The organism is Dialister invisus DSM 15470 (assembly GCF_000160055.1).
Classification (GTDB): Bacteria; Bacillota; Negativicutes; order Veillonellales; family Dialisteraceae; genus Dialister; species Dialister invisus.
This window is the reverse complement of sequence record NZ_GG698602.1, coordinates 1030149-1048391: the sequence shown is the minus strand read 5'-3', so window position 1 is coordinate 1048391 and position 18243 is coordinate 1030149. Positions and strand designations below refer to the sequence as shown.

At 49.1% G+C, this 18243-nt stretch carries 21 protein-coding genes; 18 read left to right on the top strand and 3 right to left on the bottom strand.

The features are described from left to right. The first annotated feature begins 3 nt into the window (after window positions 1-3). The 7 genes from GCWU000321_RS05185 to GCWU000321_RS09700 all read left to right on the top strand — a co-directional run bounded on the left by GCWU000321_RS05185 (window position 4) and on the right by GCWU000321_RS09700 (window position 6578). Window positions 4-831: a pyruvate, water dikinase regulatory protein gene (locus tag GCWU000321_RS05185; RefSeq protein ID WP_007070056.1), complete on the top strand. Its 828-nt coding sequence runs from the start codon at window positions 4-6 to the stop codon at window positions 829-831. 458 nt (window positions 832-1289) lie between these two features. Next, window positions 1290-1436: a hypothetical protein gene (locus GCWU000321_RS09565; RefSeq protein WP_007070055.1), complete on the top strand. Its 147-nt coding sequence runs from the start codon at window positions 1290-1292 to the stop codon at window positions 1434-1436. A gap of 250 nt (window positions 1437-1686) precedes the next feature. After that, window positions 1687-2631, top strand: a complete 945-nt coding sequence (gene nikB, locus GCWU000321_RS05180; protein WP_007070054.1) for a nickel ABC transporter permease — start codon at window positions 1687-1689, stop codon at window positions 2629-2631. 8 nt (window positions 2632-2639) lie between these two features. Further along, entirely contained in the window at window positions 2640-3464 is an 825-nt protein-coding gene (locus tag GCWU000321_RS05175) for an ABC transporter permease (protein ID WP_007070053.1), read from the top strand. A gap of 24 nt (window positions 3465-3488) precedes the next feature. Further along, complete coding sequence (locus GCWU000321_RS05170; protein WP_007070052.1) at window positions 3489-5009, top strand: ABC transporter substrate-binding protein; 1521 nt, start codon at window positions 3489-3491, stop codon at window positions 5007-5009. 13 nt (window positions 5010-5022) lie between these two features. Beyond that, window positions 5023-5820 carry an ABC transporter ATP-binding protein gene (locus GCWU000321_RS09705; protein ID WP_007070051.1) on the top strand — a complete coding sequence of 266 codons (798 nt, stop codon included), beginning with the start codon at window positions 5023-5025 and terminating at the stop codon, window positions 5818-5820. Next, window positions 5817-6578, top strand: coding sequence for an ABC transporter ATP-binding protein (locus GCWU000321_RS09700; RefSeq protein WP_007070050.1), 762 nt, complete (start codon window positions 5817-5819; stop codon window positions 6576-6578). Before GCWU000321_RS09705 ends, GCWU000321_RS09700 begins: the two co-directional genes overlap by 4 nt. Before the next feature lie 214 nt (window positions 6579-6792). Here the strand turns inward: GCWU000321_RS09700 and GCWU000321_RS05155 are convergent, their stop codons facing one another. Next, window positions 6793-7329 carry a hypothetical protein gene (locus GCWU000321_RS05155; protein WP_007070049.1) on the bottom strand — a complete coding sequence of 179 codons (537 nt, stop codon included), beginning with the start codon at window positions 7327-7329 and terminating at the stop codon, window positions 6793-6795. A gap of 114 nt (window positions 7330-7443) precedes the next feature. Between GCWU000321_RS05155 and GCWU000321_RS05150 the strand changes: the two genes are divergently transcribed. From GCWU000321_RS05150 to GCWU000321_RS09160, 10 genes are all read left to right on the top strand, one after another. Then, window positions 7444-7680 (top strand): hypothetical protein, encoded by a 237-nt coding sequence (locus tag GCWU000321_RS05150; protein ID WP_007070048.1) that lies wholly within the window; start codon window positions 7444-7446, stop codon window positions 7678-7680. 245 nt (window positions 7681-7925) lie between these two features. After that, window positions 7926-8513, top strand: a complete 588-nt coding sequence (locus tag GCWU000321_RS05145; protein ID WP_007070047.1) for a phosphatase PAP2 family protein — start codon at window positions 7926-7928, stop codon at window positions 8511-8513. Then, a complete protein-coding gene (locus tag GCWU000321_RS05140; protein WP_007070046.1) occupies window positions 8510-9559 on the top strand; it encodes a helix-turn-helix transcriptional regulator in 1050 nt (349 codons plus the stop codon). Before GCWU000321_RS05145 ends, GCWU000321_RS05140 begins: the two co-directional genes overlap by 4 nt. Further along, a complete protein-coding gene (locus tag GCWU000321_RS05135) occupies window positions 9556-10278 on the top strand; it encodes a hypothetical protein (protein WP_007070045.1) in 723 nt (240 codons plus the stop codon). The genes GCWU000321_RS05140 and GCWU000321_RS05135 overlap by 4 nt, the downstream gene beginning before the upstream one ends. Then, entirely contained in the window at window positions 10271-10693 is a 423-nt protein-coding gene (locus tag GCWU000321_RS05130; protein WP_007070044.1) for a GerW family sporulation protein, read from the top strand. Before GCWU000321_RS05135 ends, GCWU000321_RS05130 begins: the two co-directional genes overlap by 8 nt. 117 nt (window positions 10694-10810) lie before the next feature. Next, complete coding sequence (locus GCWU000321_RS05125; RefSeq protein ID WP_007070043.1) at window positions 10811-11227, top strand: OmpH/Skp family outer membrane protein; 417 nt, start codon at window positions 10811-10813, stop codon at window positions 11225-11227. Between the two features lie 166 nt (window positions 11228-11393). After that, on the top strand, window positions 11394-11906 hold the full coding sequence (locus tag GCWU000321_RS05120; RefSeq protein WP_040381890.1) for an HD domain-containing protein: 513 nt from the start codon (window positions 11394-11396) through the stop codon (window positions 11904-11906). Continuing rightward, a complete protein-coding gene (locus tag GCWU000321_RS05115) occupies window positions 11899-12366 on the top strand; it encodes an 8-oxo-dGTP diphosphatase (RefSeq protein ID WP_007070041.1) in 468 nt (155 codons plus the stop codon). The genes GCWU000321_RS05120 and GCWU000321_RS05115 overlap by 8 nt, the downstream gene beginning before the upstream one ends. Before the next feature lie 14 nt (window positions 12367-12380). Further along, window positions 12381-13436 carry an A/G-specific adenine glycosylase gene (gene mutY / locus GCWU000321_RS05110; RefSeq protein ID WP_007070040.1) on the top strand — a complete coding sequence of 352 codons (1056 nt, stop codon included), beginning with the start codon at window positions 12381-12383 and terminating at the stop codon, window positions 13434-13436. Window positions 13437-13511: 75 nt separating this feature from the next. Continuing rightward, a complete protein-coding gene (locus GCWU000321_RS09160) occupies window positions 13512-14630 on the top strand; it encodes a metallophosphoesterase (RefSeq protein ID WP_007070039.1) in 1119 nt (372 codons plus the stop codon). Window positions 14631-14743: 113 nt separating this feature from the next. Here the strand turns inward: GCWU000321_RS09160 and GCWU000321_RS05100 are convergent, their stop codons facing one another. Then, window positions 14744-15250 (bottom strand): hypothetical protein, encoded by a 507-nt coding sequence (locus tag GCWU000321_RS05100; RefSeq protein WP_007070038.1) that lies wholly within the window; start codon window positions 15248-15250, stop codon window positions 14744-14746. A 293-nt stretch (window positions 15251-15543) separates the two neighbouring features. Between GCWU000321_RS05100 and gyrA the strand changes: the two genes are divergently transcribed. Then, complete coding sequence (gene gyrA / locus GCWU000321_RS05095) at window positions 15544-17991, top strand: DNA gyrase subunit A (RefSeq protein ID WP_007070037.1); 2448 nt, start codon at window positions 15544-15546, stop codon at window positions 17989-17991. Window positions 17992-18040: 49 nt separating this feature from the next. Here gyrA and GCWU000321_RS09555 read toward each other — a convergent pair whose 3' ends face one another. Then, window positions 18041-18202, bottom strand: a complete 162-nt coding sequence (locus GCWU000321_RS09555; protein WP_156777742.1) for a hypothetical protein — start codon at window positions 18200-18202, stop codon at window positions 18041-18043. Window positions 18203-18243 lie beyond the last annotated feature (41 nt).

Genomic DNA, 18243 nt, shown 5'->3' with positions numbered 1-18243 from the left:
TAAATGGCAAAACAACCGCAGGTTTATGTCGTTTCCGATTCTCTTGGAGAAACGGCGGAAAGTGTGGCTAAGGCGACCATCGGCCAGTACGACACGGATATTGAGATCCATCGTGTGCCCTTTATCCGTCATACGGATCAGATAGAAAAAATTATTGATGAAGCGGCACAGGCGGGGGCTGTGGTCTGTCACACACTGGTCAGTCCTGAACTCCGTGCCGACTTTGAACGGATAGCTCATGAAAAAAATGTCCGTTATGTGGATATCTTAGGTCCCATGATGAATATGGTGACTGATGCGGCAGGGGTGCAGCCCCGCATGAAGCCGGGAATCATCCACCGTCTTGATGAAGAATATTTTAAGAAAGTGGAAGCCATCGAATTTGCCGTCCGCTATGATGACGGAAAAAATCCGGCAGGCTTCGCAAAAGCGGACATGGTTCTCATCGGTGTGTCCCGCACATCAAAGACACCGCTGTCCATGTATATGGCGCACAAAAAGTACAAGGTGGCAAACCTGCCCCTTGTGCCGGAAGTGCAGATACCGGAAGAAATATTCCAGGTGCCTCCCTATCGTCTGATTGGCCTCATTATTGACCCTTACAAACTGAACGGAATCAGAAGAGAACGAATGAAAGCGCTCGGGTTTTCAGGAACGGCGAATTACACTGATATCGAGCGCATTGAAGATGAGCTGGCTTATGCCAAAGAAGTCATGCATCAGCTTCACTGCACCGTCCTTGATGTATCAAATAAAGCCATTGAAGAGACGGCAAGCCGCATCATGTCCATTATTGAGCGGAATAAGGAACTATACGGCGACAAATATTGACAGATGATGAAATCTCCCGAAGGAAACTTCAGGGGATTTTTTTGTGCTGGAATGATTTTATGAATACATTTGCGGTAGCACTGTTCATCACCACGGCAATAGATCCTTCACGTTCGTTCAGGATGACGATTAACGTTTTTCTCATTATGAAGCCTTAACGTGTCTTATACAAGGATCATGGAGCCGGCCGTCAGAAGGAGCTGCTGGCGCACGCAGTGTGCGATTGAGGATACTCGCTTGTCGTAATGATTTAAATCGTAAAAGAATAGTTAGCTTGCAGCTGACAGCTCACAGCTGATAGCTTTTATCTTCTTACCGCTTTCCTCACCACGGGTGCAGATCCTTCGCATTCGTTCAGGATGACGCTTTACCGTTCCTTGTCATTATGACGCTTTCCGTTCCCCATCGTTAGTGACGCTTTCCTTTAATCGTCATTCCGAACGGTGGGAAAATACTGTGTGGGAAAGATGAGAAACGGCAACATGACACGGAGTGAAGAATCTATGACACTCATGACACGGGATGGTCTCTTCTTTGTTCATCACAAAATGACTCTTTCTGTTTTCCTCACCATGGGTACAGATCCTTCACTACGCTCCGAATGACGTTTTACATTAATCGTCACTTTCATAACCAATCCTTTGACAGCACTATGAATGATGTCTCCTGTTTCCTGCCATTATGACGCCTTATAGTTCTTCGTCATTCAGAATATATGATAAAAGTTTACTGCGGAGACAATAAAAGAAACCCACCTTTTATTTGATAACAATTAGAAAGTATGATATGCTGTAGGGCGAATTGAAATTTATTCGCAGATTAAGCGACTGCTGAATCGGTAAGGATGGAATTTACATGAAAAGCAAACGAATGCGGCGAAGCATTATCAGACGTGTTTTGCAATTTATCCCCGTACTGCTGGGGATTACTTTTCTTGCGTTCCTTTTAATCTATTTATCGCCAAGCGATCCTGTGAGCGTGCGTATGTCGGCAGGCGGTATTTCCGTCAGTCCTGAAATCATGGAGTCCATGCGCAGATCCATGGGTCTTGACCGTCCGCTTCTTGTGCAGTACGGTGACTGGCTGTGGAATATTCTTCACGGCAATATGGGAAAATCATATATTACTGACGCTGACGTGCTGGATCAGATTTTGAAAGCGCTGCCTTATACATTAAAAATGGCGGGCGCTTCTCTTTTGCTGACCCTTGGCATTTCGATTCCCGTAGGGATACTCACGGCGGCCATGCAGAACAGCAAGTTTGATTATGTGGTCCGTGTCATGGCGTTTGTGGGAAATGCTCTTCCTAACTTTATCATCGCCCTTTGCCTCATGTTTATTTTTTCCTACCGTCTCGGGTGGATTCCTGTGCTGGCGACGACAAAGCCTATAGGCCTTATCCTTCCTGCGCTTACGCTGGCGCTGGTCATGTCGTCCCGTTATATCCGGCAGATTCGTGCCGCCATGCTTGATGAGCTGGGCAAGGGGTATGTGGTGGGACTTCGTTCCCGCGGACTTTCCGAAACGACCATTTTGTATAAGAATGTATTGAAAAATATTATGGTAACGGTGATTACGCTCACCGGTATTTCCCTCGGCTCTCTTCTGGGCGGAACGGTCATCGTGGAAACCGTTTTCACCTGGCCCGGTCTCGGCAGTCTTATTATGGAAGGGATCAGCCAGCGAGACTATCCTGTGGTACAGGCGGTCATCGTATGGATGGCATCTGCTTTCATGGTGGTCAATCTGCTCACCGATATTTCTTATACTGTTTTTAATCCGAAAATTAAAGATATATAGGAGGACCTATGGATCTTTTTGCAAAACGGATTTCCAAAAGTATGTGGTGTCTTCTCGGCATTATCCTGTTTATCATTCTTTTCAGTTTGATTTCGCCGTACCTGGCACCTAATGATCCCTATCTGACCCATTCCGACAATATCCTTGCCGCGCCGGATATGAATCATTTATTCGGTACTGACAATCATGGGCGCGATGTGCTTTCCCGCGTGATGGTGGGCAGCCGCAGTTCCATCTTTGCCGCATTTGCCATTATTGCCTGCGCAGGGACATTGGGAAGCTTCGTAGGTCTTATGGGCGGCTATTTCGGCGGGAAAACGGACGCCTGTCTTATGCGGGTGACCGATGTATTTCTTGCGTTTCCCGATATCCTTCTGGCAATTGCCGTAGCGGGCATTTTAGGCGGCAGTCTTTTGAATGCCATGTTCGCCCTCGTGCTGACGGCGTGGACGCAATATGCCCGGCTGGCACGGAGTTCGACTATTGCTATTAAAGAAGAAACATTTATCCATGCCGCCCGCCTTGGCGGGTGCAGTGACAGGGAGATCATATTTCTCCACATTCTGCCGAATATCGCGGGACCGCTTATCGTGACCGCGACGCTCCATGTAAGCGGTATGATGATGGGGCTCGCCGGGCTGTCATTTCTCGGACTCGGGGTGCAGGTACCGGAAGCGGAGTGGGGATCCATGATCAGCGAAGGACGCTATTGTCTTCAGAATGCGCCGTGGGTGGCTCTCGCACCGAGTGCCGTCATGGTTTCCGTTATGCTTGTTTTTAATTTATTCGGTGACCAGGTCAGAGATTTACTGGATCCGAAAAATGAAAAATAATTATATTTTTTAGGAGGAAAAAACATGAAAAAGAGATGGATTGCTGCAGGATTGGCAGCGGTAACGGCCTGTTCCGTTTTTATCAGCGGCTGCGGTGATGACAAGAAAGCGGCGGCGGATAAAATCGTCCGTGTGGCGGGGACAGTATCCGTATCCTCTTCGTCCATGGATCCGGCAAAAGGATGGGATGGCTGGTACATCGTCCGCTACGGTGTCGGCGAGACACTGTTTAAAGTAGGGGATGGTCTCAAGATTGAACCCTGGCTTGCTGAAAAGTTTGAAAAGATAGATGACCTGACCTGGAAAATCACACTGAAAAAGAACGTGACCTTCTCCAATGGGGAAGCCATGACATCGCAGAAAGTGATTGACTCCCTGAAACGTGTGGGCGACATGAATGAACGTGCCGGTTTCCTGAAAACCGCCGTTTATACTGTTGACGGGGACGCTGTCGTCATTAAGACGGAAAAACCGCGCCTTACCCTGATCAATGACCTGGCGGATCCTTATGCGGCCATTATCGACGTGGCAAATACGAAAGATTTTGAAAAAGCGCCGATTGGTACGGGCCCATTCGTGATGGCATCGTATGAGAGCAATAAAAAAGCCGTCATGAAAAAGAATCCGAAGTACTGGGGCGGGGAAGTCAAGTCTGACGGCGTGGAATATACCAAAGTCACTGACGCGAATGCGCTTGCCATGTCTCTCCAGGGCGGTGAAGTGGATATCGCCCAGGATCTGACCGTAGATGCTGCCGAAACTGTTGCGAAAAAAGACAACCTCGTTGTGAAGAGGGTGGCACAGCCCCGCGTGTACCAGATGTATTTCAATCTGAACAAAATGCAAGATAAAGCTGTCCGCGAAGCGATCATGTACGGCGTGAATAAGAAGGATATCGGAGAAAAACTGATGAAGGGCTCGGTGTCTGCTGCTTACAGCGCGTTTCCTGATGACAGCGCTTATGGAGCAAAGAATCTGAAACCCCGTATGTTTGATGCTGCCAAGGCGAAACAGATTCTTGCCGATGCGGGATATAAAGATACCAACGGCGACGGTGTCGTGGAAAAGGACGGTAAGCCGCTTACTGTACAGTTTTCCGTTTATAAGCGCGCCGCGATAGCTCCCATTGCTACGGAAATGCAGGCTCAGCTGAAGCAGATCGGCATTGATGTCCAGATTAAGAATTTTGAAAAAGCAACCTTCTTCGCGCCGGGGGATTTCGATATCGCTCTCTATTATGTAGTCACCATGCCGGTGGGAGATCCCTACGATTTCCTCTACAATGCCTATGACAAGGACAGCAAAGTCAATTTCGGGCACTACAATAATCCGGAAGTGCAGGGATGGCTGGAAAAGTTGCAGAAACTGTCTGACGGTGAGGCAAGGATGCAGCTTGTCCATAAGATCCAGCAGGCGGTCATTGATGACGCGGCCATGGATTTTGTCGGATTCAATACGATCCAGGTAGGCATGGGCAAAAATGTCAAAGGCTACCTGATTACACCGAATGATTATTACCAGGTGACGAAAGACCTCGAAAAATAAGCGGGAGAAATCTATGCAGCCATTACTGACAATTCAAGACCTCAGCGCCGGTTATGGCGGCAAAACGGTCATCCGTGATATTTCCCTTACACTGATGCCCGGTGAAATACTGGGCGTCGTCGGGGAAAGCGGCAGCGGGAAAACGACGCTTCTGAAAGCCGTTTCGGAAGTGAAAGGCCTCAGGACCGATGTCTATACAGGAACAGTCACTTTCGATGGGGAGGACCTGCTCCATATGGACGCGGAGGAAAAAAGAAAATGCCAGGGAGAAGAGATAGCCTATGTGTTTCAGCATCCCGGCGATTCCCTGAACCCTACGCGGAAAGTGCGTGTCCAGTTCTATGAGACCATCCTTGCCCACAGGCGGATGGAGAAAAAAGAAATGGACGAACTGATTGCTTCTGTTTTTAAGCGGATCGGACTGACCGATGTGGAACGGATACTGAATGCCTATCCCTTTGAACTTTCCGGCGGAATGGCACAGCGTGTAGTGATTGCTCTTGCCGTGCTGCTCCATCCGAAACTGATTCTTGCCGATGAACCCACCTCCGCGCTGGATACCACCGTGCAGAAGCAGGTTCTTGAAGAACTTCTCATGCTCCGGGACACCCTCCGTACCGCCATGATCATTATTACCCATAATATCGGCGTGGCCAGACGTCTGGCGGATCGTGTGGCGGTGCTTTATAAAGGGGAAATCGTGGAAATGGGGGAAACGAAAAAAGTTCTCGAAAACCCGCAGCACCCCTACACGAAATCGCTCATGGCTGCCGTGCCGAAACTGGCACATGCCATGGAAAAGGAGGCATGATGGAGGAAATCCTTGTCTGTGAAAACCTGACGATGACCTTTGATGACGGCGAATACATCGTGCATGCTTTGAAAAATGTGAGCTTTTCTCTTCGTAAAAATGAAGTTCTCGGCATTATCGGGGAAAGCGGAAGCGGAAAATCGACCATTGCGAAACTGATTACCGGACTTTATCAGCCGACAGGAGGAAATATATTTCTTGGCGGCCGATCGATTGTCCGTCTGAAACGGCAGGCACAGAAAGAAGTGTATACCAAAGTGCAGATGGTATTTCAGGACGCTGTCGGCTCTTTTAATCCGCGGAGGAAAATCGGGGAGTCTATTTCAGATACGCTCTGCCGTCTCTGCGGAGAAAATAAGCATACGGCCGGTAAGGAAACGGCCCTTCTTTTGGATCATGTGGGACTCCCCGGGGATTATGCGGAAAAATATCCCCATGAGCTTTCCGGCGGCGAATGCCAGCGTGCGGCGATAGCCAGAGCTATGTCCGTCCATCCGGAAATTCTCATTTGCGATGAAGCCACCTCGGCGCTTGACGTTTCCGCACAGGCAAAAATTGTGGAGCTTCTTATGCATCTGCGCAGGATCCATAATGTAAGCATTTTATTCATTACTCATGATCTTCCGCTGGTGAGCAATATAAGCGACCGCATCCTTATCATGAATGAAGGAGAACTGGTGGAAGAAGGAAGCACCGAAGAAGTGATCACCCGGCCGAAAACCGTTTATACCAGACGGCTCCTTGATGCGGTATGCTGATGATTTAAAACGGCAGGCGGATGATTATCCCGAGAGAATGGCTCCCTGCCCGGTTTGTTATTTTTATACATAATAAAACCGCTTTCTGTAGTGACCTTTATGTCAAACTGCAGAAAGCGGTTTTTAGTTGCCTGCTGAAAAGGCATGAGTAAAGAGCCGTAATAAAATGCAGAAATATTTTGTTACAGTCTGTTATGATTTGCATAGAATGGATTCATTGGGATAACGGTGTGCAGTCAATCACTGTGGCAAGGTATTTTCCGTCTGTCCTGCTTTGCGCTGTGACTACAGCAAACTTTCCTTCCGACAGGGGAAAGGCCTTTTCGAGAGAAAAGCTGGTGTACATTTCTGTTTTGTAGCTGCCTTTTTCATCCTGTTCTTCCTTTGTGTTTTGAAGGATGCTGTCTTCCGGAATGAAATCTTTATAGTCCTGTGGTGCCTTTGACGGACCGGCAGGATCGGACAGCGTGATATTTACGATATGTTCTTTAAAAACAATGACCGTCACGGTATCATTATTGAATCTTTTCATATAAACTGTGTCTCCGGCAGGCGCGCCATAGGCGGCGGTCCAGATATCAAGCGTATCTCCCAGGCGGGCGGCTTGCAAGGCGGGGGCTTTTTCTTTTTGCGTATTTTCTTCCTCAACAGCGGCTGTCTTGGCCGGGACGGCAGGCCTGCCTGCATTGCATCCGGAAAGCAGCAGCGCGGATAAAAGAAAAACGGCAGAAGCGGAACCGATGTATTTCATAGAATCCTCCCATAGATTTGATAATAATTTATATTATATCACCGAAAAAAATAATTTTTTCATCTTGACGGCAAACCTTGCTTTCTTGTATGGTTAAGGAAATAGGGGGCGGCTATGTTCAGATTCAATGATATCTTTCTCGTAATCGTGGCGTGCTACGTTATTTATAAAATAGGTTTCGTCGACGGTTTCACTTTGGTGAATCTCTTTATCGCGGTTTGCACCGTTGTGGCTTTTGTATCCACGATTCTTCATCGAAGCGGATACATGGAGAGGCTGAAAGAAAAGGAGCATGAAGCGGTGAAGAAACGGGAAGAGAAGAAAGAAGTAGACAAGGCAAAGAAAGAGTAACGGGCGGAAGAAATAAAACAGAGAAATATATTTATGCAAACGGCGTTTGTGAGGCGCCGTTTTTGTTTGCCAAAACCGGAAAGGTGTTTGTAAGGCTTTTCTTAGCGTCGGGAGCGTGTCGATTTTTATTCATCGGCTGATTATGTTAAAATGCAAGTATAATTATGAGATTTAGGTAGAAATCCGGTCGGTTTCGGCAGGAATCGTCTTTGGAAAGACAGTTTATTTTCCCAAGAGGTATTTTCATGGATCTCGAATTGGACGTTGTGAGACAGATTAATAAATTGGCGGGACAGGCGCGCCCCGTGGATCTCATGATGGATCTGATTACCCGTTACGGTCATTGGGCATTTTTAATTTATGGAATTTTGCTATGGTTTGCGCCGGGGAAGAATCAAAAGCATCGGCGGGAGAGCTGCGTGGCGGCGTTTCTTGCAGTCTGCCTATGCTCCGTGATTTCCCTTGCTGTCGGAAAGCTGTGGCATCGGGGGCGGCCTTTTACCAGAGACCGGCAGATTTGGAATTTTACAGGGCATAAAGCGAATGCGTCTTTTCCGAGCAATCATGCCATGAACAGCGCGGCCGTGGCTTTTCAGCTTCTGCGGGATCGTATGCCCGGATGCCGGTGGATGGCATGCCTGGCAGGGCTGCTTGCCTTTTCCCGGCTGTTTGCGGGGATGCATTATCCTTCGGATATTCTTGGCGGCGGCGCTATTGCCGCGGCGGTTCATGGGGTATTAAACAAACCTTTTGCAGTTACTTTCATAAAAAAATTGACAAGAGCCCTGTCTTTATTATCTGACAGTATTTTATACATAGGGAAAAGCAGGTGACCGGATTGGCGGAGAGGAAAGGAAGAGGAAGGAAAATATCGATTGTCCATATTGCCCAGATCCTGCTCAGTGAGTCTGATGCGGAGCATCCGCTTTCCCAGCAGCAGATATTGACATTTCTGCGGGAACGGTACGGCATGGAAATGGACCGCAAGGCGGTGCGCCGGAATCTGGCAGCCCTTCGTGACAGCGGGCTTCCTGTAGTGTGTCGTGAAGTGGAGCGTGTCATAGAAGGGAAAGCGGCGCCGCTTTCACTGGACTGGTACTGGGATCACGACTTGACAAAGGAGGATATGAAAGCGCTTATCGACCTTTTATATTTCTCCCATCTTCCCGCGGCCGAGGTGCGCCAGCTTGCGCAAAAATTAAAAAATTTATACATGCGTCCTTTTGATGACGGCAAGGCAGCCGTGAAAAATATTCCCGCGCTGAACCAGCTGGAACCGCCTGATGAAACACTGGCAGTTTTGGCGGAGGCTATTGAAAATAAAAAGATGATACAGTTTTTTTACGATCATTATGAGGCTGACGGGAAACGGTACCACGGCAAAGATATAGGCGGCGTCGACCGTGTATACCGTGTGAGCCCCTATGTAGTGGCCGCATCGGACGGACGGTACTTCCTTTTGGGAAATATTGACGGAAAGGATGAGATTACACCGTTTGCGGTGGAACTTCTTGACAGCGTTTCCCTGCTTGAGGAAGAGGCGCGTCCGCAGAAGACAATTCCCGGCGCGGAAATGGGGATCCGCGTATCAGATTTTCTTTCTGTCTTAAGCCGTACATATGCAGGCCCGTCGGAAAAGTGCCGCTTTGAGGCGGATTGGAAACTTATGACGGATATCGTGACAGATTTCGGGAAATCCGCGTTTATTGTGTCGGCCACGCAGGGACAGGTGCTTGTGGAAATAGAAGCGCCCCCGGCGATTATCTTTGCCTGGGCCTTGAAAAATGCGCCGCTTGTCAAAGTGGTGGCGCCGGCTGCGCTGGTGAAGTCTGTAAGAGAGGCGGCGGCAAACCTGACCCGTCTCTATGGCGGTGGATGATGGGACTGAAAATATGTCTTGGGATCTTCTTTGTCCTGTTTCTTTTTCTGCTGATTCCGATCCGCTACCGTTTCATCCTTGAAATAAAGCACCTTGCCGTGACAGTGGAGTTCATTTTCGGGCTTTATAAGAAAACGATGGAACTGCCGGGAAAGAAACGAGAAAGAACCGCGGATGCGGACGAAAAAATAGAGGAACTCCTTTTTGCAGATGAGGAGCGGCCTGCCGCTGCCCAGAGGGCAGAAATGATTCTTGCCGATGAGACGGAACCGGAAAAAGCGCCTGAAGAAAAGACGAAAGAAAATAAAGCAGAAAAACACAAAGAATCGGCAGACGAAGGGAAAGGAGAAAAGAAAAAACATCCTCCGCTGTGGAAGCAGCTGCGGTTTGCTGTCCATAATGGACTGGCGGAAAATATTTTTAAGGCTCTCGCAGCGGTTCTGGCGCACAGCATGCCGCGGAAATGGGATTTTTGCGGAGAGTTCGGTACGGGGGATCCGATGCAGACCGGCCTGCTTGCGGGGATGGCAAAGGCGTTTCTTCCGGAAGCTGCGAAAAATGTAGTGTGGAAATATATAGAGCCATCGTATAAACTAAAGGGGAAAGGACAGGGAAGAATCATTCCCTTCTATGCGGTATACATTGTATTGCGCTTGGCGGCAAGCGCGCCGGCACGTCAGTTCTGGCGGTACAGACAGGGAGGAATCCACGATGAATGATGATGCAAGAAAAAAGATTTTTGAAGAATTTAAAGAAATGATCCGCACGGAAACGGTTGTAGGCCAGCCGATTTATCTGGACGATGCCACGATCGTGCCGTTTGTGGATATTTCTTTCGGCTTCGGTACGGGAAATCACGGGACAAACGGAGAATCCAGCGGAGAAGCAGGCGGCGGCAAAATGAGCCCTACGGCGGTTCTGATTATGAAAGGAGAACGCGTCGAATTATTCTCCATTAAAAATGCCACACCGAATGGTACGATCGACAGGGTGCTGAACATGATCCCTGAAGCGGTATCCCATTTTACGAAGAAGAAAGAGAAAAAGAACGAGGTGCGGGAAGCGGCGCTGAAAGAAGCGAAAGAGGCCATGAAAGAAGAGGCGGAAACCGCAGCGCTTGAAGCAAAAGTGTAAAACAGGTGAACTGACTTTTAGTCATTTTATATTGACAGATAAGACTGATTATACTATTATTAATACATACCCAAAATCCCATGATATGTCGGGATATTTCTAAGGAGGAATGTGGGAATGAAAATGAATAAGACAGCAGCAGCTATTACAGCTGGTATCATCACTTTTGGCGCCATGGCGTCCGCATCAGCGGCAGGCATCGGTTTTGTTAATTCCGGCGCCCTGCTCCAGGCTCATCCGAAGATGGAAAAAGTGCAGCTGGATATGAGAACGGCAGCACAAAAAGCACAGGAAAATTTCAACAGCCGTAGCGCAGGCAAGAGCGATCAGGAAAAGGAACAGATCGCCCAGGAAATCCAGCGTGATATGGCTGCCAAAGAAAGAACTGCCATGCAGCCGATTCTGCAGGATATCCGCAAAGCGATCCAGCAGGTTCGTCAGGAAAAAGGACTGGATGTCATTCTGGAAGCCGGCGCGGTGATTGATGGCGGCACAGATGTAACTTCTGAAGTCGGTGCAAAACTCACAAAATAATCTTAAAATGAAAAAGAGGCCTTTCGGGGTCTCTTTTTTGTGTGGAGATAGTAGTTTGGTGTAAACGCGGGAGCTCTGGCCTTTTTTGCTTTGCGGGTTTATTTCTTATATCCAAAATGGCAGGGAAAGCTTTATAATAAAAGAAATAAAGTTTTTGGAGGATGCCATGGAATTGCTTGATCAATTGTGCAGGGAAATGATTGCTTATGATAAAGGGGATCCCCGTCGGATTCATCATTTTCTGAAAGTTCATGCTTTTGCCGAACAAATTGGGCGGGAAGAGGGGATTCCGGAGAAACAGCTTTTCGTTTTGGAAGCGGCCGCTTATGTCCATGATATCGGGATTCATCGGGGCGAAATGGAGTTCGGCAGGAATGATGGAAAGATACAGGAGGAATTGGGGCCGGGGGAAGCACGCCCTATATTGGAAAGACTCGGATTCGAGACGGAAGATATTGACCGCATCTGCTGGCTGGCCGCCCATCATCATTCCTACGGGAGTATAGACGGTCCGGACGCGCAGATTCTGGCGGAGGCGGATATGCTGGTGAACCAGTATGAAAGCGGCCGAAGTGATAAGGAAAACCGCGCGCTTTATAACCGTCTTTATAAAACGGAAGCGGGGAAACGTATTTTCCGGGAATTGTATTTTGAAAGCTATGAGGGCATTCATGCGTGACACGTCGCTTGTCTATCCGGTACGGAAAGACGGGAGGATTCTTCTGGGACATAAACGGCGCGGCATGGGAGCCGGTAAATGGAACGGCTTCGGCGGAAAAAGGGAAGACGGGGAAACGATGCGGGAATGCGCCGCCCGGGAACTTTTTGAAGAAAGCGGACTCATTGCCGATCCGAAAGCTTTTGAGGCGGCGGGAGATTTATATTTCCATCAGCCCTCCGATCCCAGTTGGTCTCATGCGGGCATCGTATACTTTATCTACGCGTGGACGGGGACAGTGCATCTTTCCGATGAGATGGAGCCGAAGTGGTTCCTTCCGGAAGAAATTCCTTTCGGCGAAATGTGGATGGCTGACCGCGTATGGCTCCCTATGATTTTGAAAGGAAATAAAATACGCGGTACGATTTATTTTGAGAAAGACGGGAGCACAGTCTATGATTACCATTTTGAAATGGTTTAAGGAAAGGATTCATTTTGGATAGAATACAGCCGGGACAGGAATGGCCGCATAAGCTTTTAGCCTGGTTCGATCAAAACCGCCGTGATTTGCCCTGGCGGGAAGGCAGGCCGCGGAACCCCTATTATGTGTGGGTGTCGGAAATCATGCTTCAGCAGACGCGGACAGAAGCGGTGAAACCGTACTTTGAAAGTTGGAAACGCCGTTTCCCTACCATTGAGGCACTGGCGGAAGCCAAAGAGGCGGACGTACTGCATGCATGGCAGGGACTGGGCTATTACAGCCGCGCAAGAAATCTTCATAAAGCGGCGCGGGAAATAGCAGAAAAGTACGGCGGAGCGATTCCGGAAGATAAAAAGGACGTCCGCGCTCTTCCGGGCATCGGGGAATACACGGCAGGCGCGATTTTATCCATGGCTTACGGAAAGCATGAAGCGGCGGTGGACGGAAACGTTCTCCGTGTGTATGCGAGGCTCTATGGTATTGAGTCGGACATTTTAAAATCGGCGGGACGAAAAGAAATCACAACGTTAGTGGAAAAGACGCTGCCGGCGCGGGCAGGAGATTTCAATGAAGCGCTTATGGATTTAGGCTCCGAGGTATGCGTACCCAAGCATCCCAAGTGTGAAAAGTGTCCTCTTCACGGAGAGTGCGCGGCGCTCCGCCTTGGACTGGAAAATGTGCTTCCGATCCGCACGCCGAAGAAGAAACAGAAGGAAAGCATCGTCTGCTGCGCGGTCATGATTAAAGAGGGGAAGGCGCTTTTCCATCTCCGCCCTTCCAAGGGGATGCTCTCTTCCATGTGGGAGCTGCCCATGGTTTTGTCGGACAGCGAAAAAGACGGTGTTAAAATGTTGGAGAAGCTTCTCGGCGGGAAAGCGGGAGAAAGAATCTGGACGTATACCCATGTGTTCACGCACCGCATCTGGCACATGAAAGCGTATTTGTTTCATGGTGCAAAAGAGCCTGAAGGCGATTACCGCTGGTACAGCTGCGAAGAATACAGGGAAATACCGCTGGCAGGGCCGCACGCAAAATTGGCGGCGTATATAGAGCCGTACCTGGAAGAGTGAAAATAGCTGCCCCGTGACATTGAAAGGACAATTTTTTTATTTAACGGAACTCTGTTTTTATAAAAAGGAGATCTCATGGATTTCTATCAGATCATTACATTGCTTTTTTCCTTTTTGGGACTGATGAACGGACTTTTTGCGGCGGGGCTCTTCCGGCTGAAACGGTTTTATTTGTATGGAATTGCCGGAGCGCTTATTTCCTGCGGCGCAGTGCAGTACTACGTGTGGTATGCGCTTGCCTATCCGGAATATGGCTGGGCGGCACACTTCGGCGCGTACTTTGCCTGCGCGCTGATAGCGGCGGATATCATGCTTGTACTGCCGCTCTTTCTTTTGATGATGATCGGTACGGTGCGGTTTATCCGCAGGTATGCGCAGATTTTTGGCGCGGCGGTGATGGCGCTTTCTTTATTCATCGGCGTTTATGGTTCTGTGGATGGAGAAATGAAGGAAGAGGCGGAGCGGTATACGATTGCCGCCGAAGAACTGCCGGAAGCCTTTGACGGACTGAAAGTGGCGCAAATCACGGATACCCATATCGGGCCATACTACAGAAATGCTGATCTGGCAAACGATCTGGAGCGCTCAAAGGCGGAAGGGGCCGACGTGGTGATGCTTACGGGAGATCTGATTGACGATATCCGTGTCATGCCTGAAACGGCAAAGATATTAAACTCCCGCGCGGTGCTTTTCCCTTACGGCATCATTTATGTGCGGGGGAACCATGAACTGTATAAAGATCCCGATTATATTGAAAATGAACTCCGCAAAACATCGGTGAAGATACTGGACAACAGCCACGTGGCGCTTCAGAAAGACGGCGCCCTGCTTTATGTGGCGGGTGTGGACTATCCTGAAATGCGGGGAGAAGGAAGGGCGGAACTGATGGCACAAATGGTGCGGGACGCATTTGACGGCATTCCGGAAGACAGCGCGAAGATTTTTCTTGCCCATCATTCTGATTTCATTGATGCCGGTTTTGAAAACCGGGCGTTCCTCACGCTCACCGGGCATACCCACGGGACGCAGTTCGGCATTTTTGGGAAACCGATTATTACGCCTTTCAAGTACACAAGGGGAATGTACAGCGACGGGAAGCACTGCGGCTATGTATCCCGCGGCAGCGGCGGCTGGTTTCCTTTCCGCTTTGATACAAGCCGCGAACTGACGATCTTCACATTGAAAAAGAAATAAGAAGGAAATAGAAGATGGAATGAAATAAAGGACAGAAATGCCGCTTCAGGGAAGGGAGCGGTATTTTCGCGCGCGAAAAAAGACAGGGTATTTGCCTGTCTTTGATCATCGGATTAACTTTTTGTGGAGCTTAACGTGGTATCGATTTTATTTTCCGGTTTCTGGGAAATTTTTACGATCTCGCTCCGTATTTCTTCCATATCATTATTGTTTTCTTCTGTAAGCGGCTTTATTGTGACAGGAGTCTTGTCCGCATTCTTTAAAGGAAGCTCGATCAGTTTGCTGATACGGCTGTAAGAGAAAGTGACTTCCCGTCCTGTCTTCGTGGTGACAATCAGACGGCCGCCGTCAATGGCCCCCATGCCAGAAAGGCTGCCTTCCACTTCTTTGCTGCCCTGCTGGACGCGGTGATCCACTGTAATCGTTTTATCGTCGTTTCGCGTGAATGTAATCGTTTCCAGGTTGCGGATGTTGTCGCCGGACCAATTCATGCCCGCTTCCTGCACGCCCCACCATACGCCTTCCCACGGACCGCCGCTGAGCGCGGAAAAAAGGGCGAAAACGCCGCCGCCGAGGACGACTGCTAAAATGATGATTCCAAGGATGATATATTTTTTCATGGTTTATTCCTGCCAATGACTTTAAATTTATTTCATTTTAACATAGCATAGGCGGCATACGCAAAAATAGAAAAATTTTCGGGGAAAGAAAAAGAACCGGCATTTCAAATGAGCAGAAAAACAAACGAATAAATGAGATATGTTTTACAATCGCTAAAAAACGGAATAAACGGGCTTTAAACAAAGGTGTGTGGTATAATATAAATGTCAGCGCTTTGGTGAAAAAGAGGCGCTTTGTTTCTTTATGGTTCCGCGGCGGATTATTTCGCCGTTTTTGGGAATAAGGAGAATGTATGGACTGGAAGGAAGGAAAGATAGTCAATACGCCGCTGGAACGGCAGATGAAGACGTCTTACATCGACTATGCCATGTCGGTCATTGTGACCCGTGCGCTGCCTGATGTACGCGACGGTCTCAAGCCGGTACACCGCCGTATTCTGTACGCGATGAACGAAGCGGGGATGCTGCCCAATAAAGCATATAAAAAATCCGCCCGTATCGTCGGCGACGTTTTAGGTAAGTACCACCCCCACGGCGATACGGCGGTTTATGATTCCGCTGTCCGCATGGCGCAGGATTTCTCTATCCGTTATCCGCTGGTAGACGGTCACGGCAACTTCGGTTCAATTGACGGCGACTCGGCGGCAGCGATGCGTTATACGGAAATGCGTATGGCGAAAATCACGCTGGAAATGCTCCGTGATATTGATAAAGACACGGTTGACTTCATGCCGAACTATGACGGCTCTTTGACAGAACCGCTTGTGCTGCCGTCCCGTATACCGAACCTGCTCGTCAACGGTTCTTACGGTATCGCCGTAGGTATGGCGACGAACGTGCCGCCCCACAACTTGGCGGAAGTGGTGAACGGGCTTTGCGCGATGATTGATAATCCGGAAATCACCATTGATGAATTGATGAAATATATCAAAGGGCCCGATTTCCCGACGGCGGCCATTATCCAGGGGCATAAAGGCATTGAAGATACCTACCGCACGGGCCGCGGTTCCATCACCGTCCGCGCGAGAGTGGATATCGAAGAAATGGAACGCGGGAAGAACCGTATCATTGTGACGGAACTGCCGTACCAGGTGAATAAGGCGCGCCTGGTGGAAATGATTGCCGACCTGTCCCGCCAAAAAGTCATTGACGGCATCACGGCACTCCGTGATGAATCGGATCGAAGCGGCATGCGCATCGTTATCGAGCTGCGTTCTGATGTGAATCCGCAAATCATGCTGAACAACTTGTACAAGCATACCCAGATGCAGGTCAATTTCGGTTCCATCATGCTGGCGCTCGTCGACGGGCATCCACGTATTCTCAACCTGAAGCAGATTCTTTACTACTATCTGAAACATCAGGAAGAAGTCATTACAAGAAGAAGCCGCTATGAATTGGAAAAGGCGGAAGCCAAAGCCCATATTCTGGAAGGTTTGCTCATTGCCCTTGATCATATTGACGAAGTCATCCGCACCATCCGTGAATCGCGAACCGATGAGGTGGCGAAGACGGCGCTGATTTCTAAATTCGGTCTGTCGGAAAAACAGGCAGTCGCCATTCTTGATATGCGCCTCCGCCGTTTGACCGGTCTGGAAAGAGATAAGATTGAAGCGGATTACAAGGATGTGCAGGAAACCATCGCCTACCTCCGCGATCTGCTGTCCAGCAGGGAGAAAATCATGGGGGTAGTCAAAGCGGAACTCACTGACGAAAAGAATAATTTCGGGGACAAACGCCGTACGGAAATTGCGGCAGCCCTGGGCGATATGGATGTGACCGACCTTATTCCCGACAAGCCCATGACCATTACCCTGACCAAGCAGAATTACATTAAGCGCATTGATTCTTCTGATCTGCGCACACAGAAGAAAGGCGGCCGCGGCGTAAGCGGACTGAAGATGAAGGACGGAGATTATGTCCGTAAAATCCTCACCACGTCCACCCATGACCGGATCCTTTTCTTCACGAACAAGGGCAAGGTCTACATGAAGACGGCTTATGACATTCCCGAATCAAGCCGCACTGCAAGGGGAAGCGCGATGATCAACTTCATTACATCCCTTGGCGCCGATGAACACGTGACGGAGCTTCTGGATCTGGATATTTCCGAAGAGGGAACCAAGTACCTCCTCATGGTGACGAAGTACGGCTACATCAAGAAGACGGCCTTGGAAGAATATAAGAATATCAATAAGAACGGCCTCATCGCCATGCGCCTGAAAGACGAAGACCGCCTGGTAGCGGTGCTTCCGGTCAAGGGCAATGAGGAAATCATCATGGGGACGAGAAAAGGCATGGCCATCCGCTTCTCCATTGATGATGACAATGTACGGCCTCTCAGCCGTTCCGCGTCCGGTGTCCACGGCATGCGTCTCAAAGAAGGGGATGATGTGGTAGGCGTAGTTGTGGCGGCGGAGAAAGATATCTTTACCATTTCCGCTGACGGAAACGCGAAGAGAAATGCCGCTTCTGCCTACCGTCTGCAGGGCAGGAACGGGCAGGGGACGATCAACTTCAAGAAAGGCTATGAAGTAGTGGCGCTTGTCGCTGCTGACGACAGGGATGAATTGGTGGGCATCTCCGAACAGGGAATCACCATCCGTATTCCTGCCGACCAGATTTCCAGCAAGAAAGCAAAAGGAGGACAGGGCGTCATCCTCCAGCGTCTGGAAGAGGGAGACCGGATTGCTTCCATCGATGTGGTTTCCGAACCGGAAGAAGATGAAGAAAATTCATAATTAAAGTAAAACGGGTGAAAACGTTCCCGAAAACAAAAGGCTTCCCATCTCATAGAAGAGGGAAGTCTTTTTTGCTGTCCCGTATGGAAAGCGGAAGAGCGTACGATCTGTTTCCGTTTATTTCAGCACCGGTAAAATGCGGTTTCCGGAAGGCGCTTGTGGTGAGCATGGTTTCATGGGCGACGATTTTTGAAATCAGCTTCTTTTTCATTTGTTACCCGGCCGCTGCTTTCCGGCAGCCGGTATCCATTC

What these genes read in the sequence shown, in the direction of transcription:
- GCWU000321_RS05185 (WP_007070056.1), top strand. Translation starts at nt 4, where the DNA reads ATGGCAAAACAACCGCAGGTTTATGTCGTTTCCGATTCTCTTGGAGAA.
- nikB (WP_007070054.1), top strand. Translation starts at nt 1,687, where the DNA reads ATGAAAAGCAAACGAATGCGGCGAAGCATTATCAGACGTGTTTTGCAA.
- GCWU000321_RS05175 (WP_007070053.1), top strand. Translation starts at nt 2,640, where the DNA reads ATGGATCTTTTTGCAAAACGGATTTCCAAAAGTATGTGGTGTCTTCTC.
- GCWU000321_RS05170 (WP_007070052.1), top strand. Translation starts at nt 3,489, where the DNA reads ATGAAAAAGAGATGGATTGCTGCAGGATTGGCAGCGGTAACGGCCTGT.
- GCWU000321_RS09705 (WP_007070051.1), top strand. Translation starts at nt 5,023, where the DNA reads ATGCAGCCATTACTGACAATTCAAGACCTCAGCGCCGGTTATGGCGGC.
- GCWU000321_RS09700 (WP_007070050.1), top strand. Translation starts at nt 5,817, where the DNA reads ATGATGGAGGAAATCCTTGTCTGTGAAAACCTGACGATGACCTTTGAT.
- GCWU000321_RS05155 (WP_007070049.1), bottom strand. Translation starts at nt 7,329, where the DNA reads ATGAAATACATCGGTTCCGCTTCTGCCGTTTTTCTTTTATCCGCGCTG.
- GCWU000321_RS05150 (WP_007070048.1), top strand. Translation starts at nt 7,444, where the DNA reads ATGTTCAGATTCAATGATATCTTTCTCGTAATCGTGGCGTGCTACGTT.
- GCWU000321_RS05145 (WP_007070047.1), top strand. Translation starts at nt 7,926, where the DNA reads ATGGATCTCGAATTGGACGTTGTGAGACAGATTAATAAATTGGCGGGA.
- GCWU000321_RS05135 (WP_007070045.1), top strand. Translation starts at nt 9,556, where the DNA reads ATGATGGGACTGAAAATATGTCTTGGGATCTTCTTTGTCCTGTTTCTT.
- GCWU000321_RS05130 (WP_007070044.1), top strand. Translation starts at nt 10,271, where the DNA reads ATGAATGATGATGCAAGAAAAAAGATTTTTGAAGAATTTAAAGAAATG.
- GCWU000321_RS05125 (WP_007070043.1), top strand. Translation starts at nt 10,811, where the DNA reads ATGAAAATGAATAAGACAGCAGCAGCTATTACAGCTGGTATCATCACT.
- GCWU000321_RS05120 (WP_040381890.1), top strand. Translation starts at nt 11,394, where the DNA reads ATGGAATTGCTTGATCAATTGTGCAGGGAAATGATTGCTTATGATAAA.
- GCWU000321_RS05115 (WP_007070041.1), top strand. Translation starts at nt 11,899, where the DNA reads ATGCGTGACACGTCGCTTGTCTATCCGGTACGGAAAGACGGGAGGATT.
- GCWU000321_RS09160 (WP_007070039.1), top strand. Translation starts at nt 13,512, where the DNA reads ATGGATTTCTATCAGATCATTACATTGCTTTTTTCCTTTTTGGGACTG.
- GCWU000321_RS05100 (WP_007070038.1), bottom strand. Translation starts at nt 15,250, where the DNA reads ATGAAAAAATATATCATCCTTGGAATCATCATTTTAGCAGTCGTCCTC.
- gyrA (WP_007070037.1), top strand. Translation starts at nt 15,544, where the DNA reads ATGGACTGGAAGGAAGGAAAGATAGTCAATACGCCGCTGGAACGGCAG.
- GCWU000321_RS09555 (WP_156777742.1), bottom strand. Translation starts at nt 18,202, where the DNA reads ATGAAAAAGAAGCTGATTTCAAAAATCGTCGCCCATGAAACCATGCTC.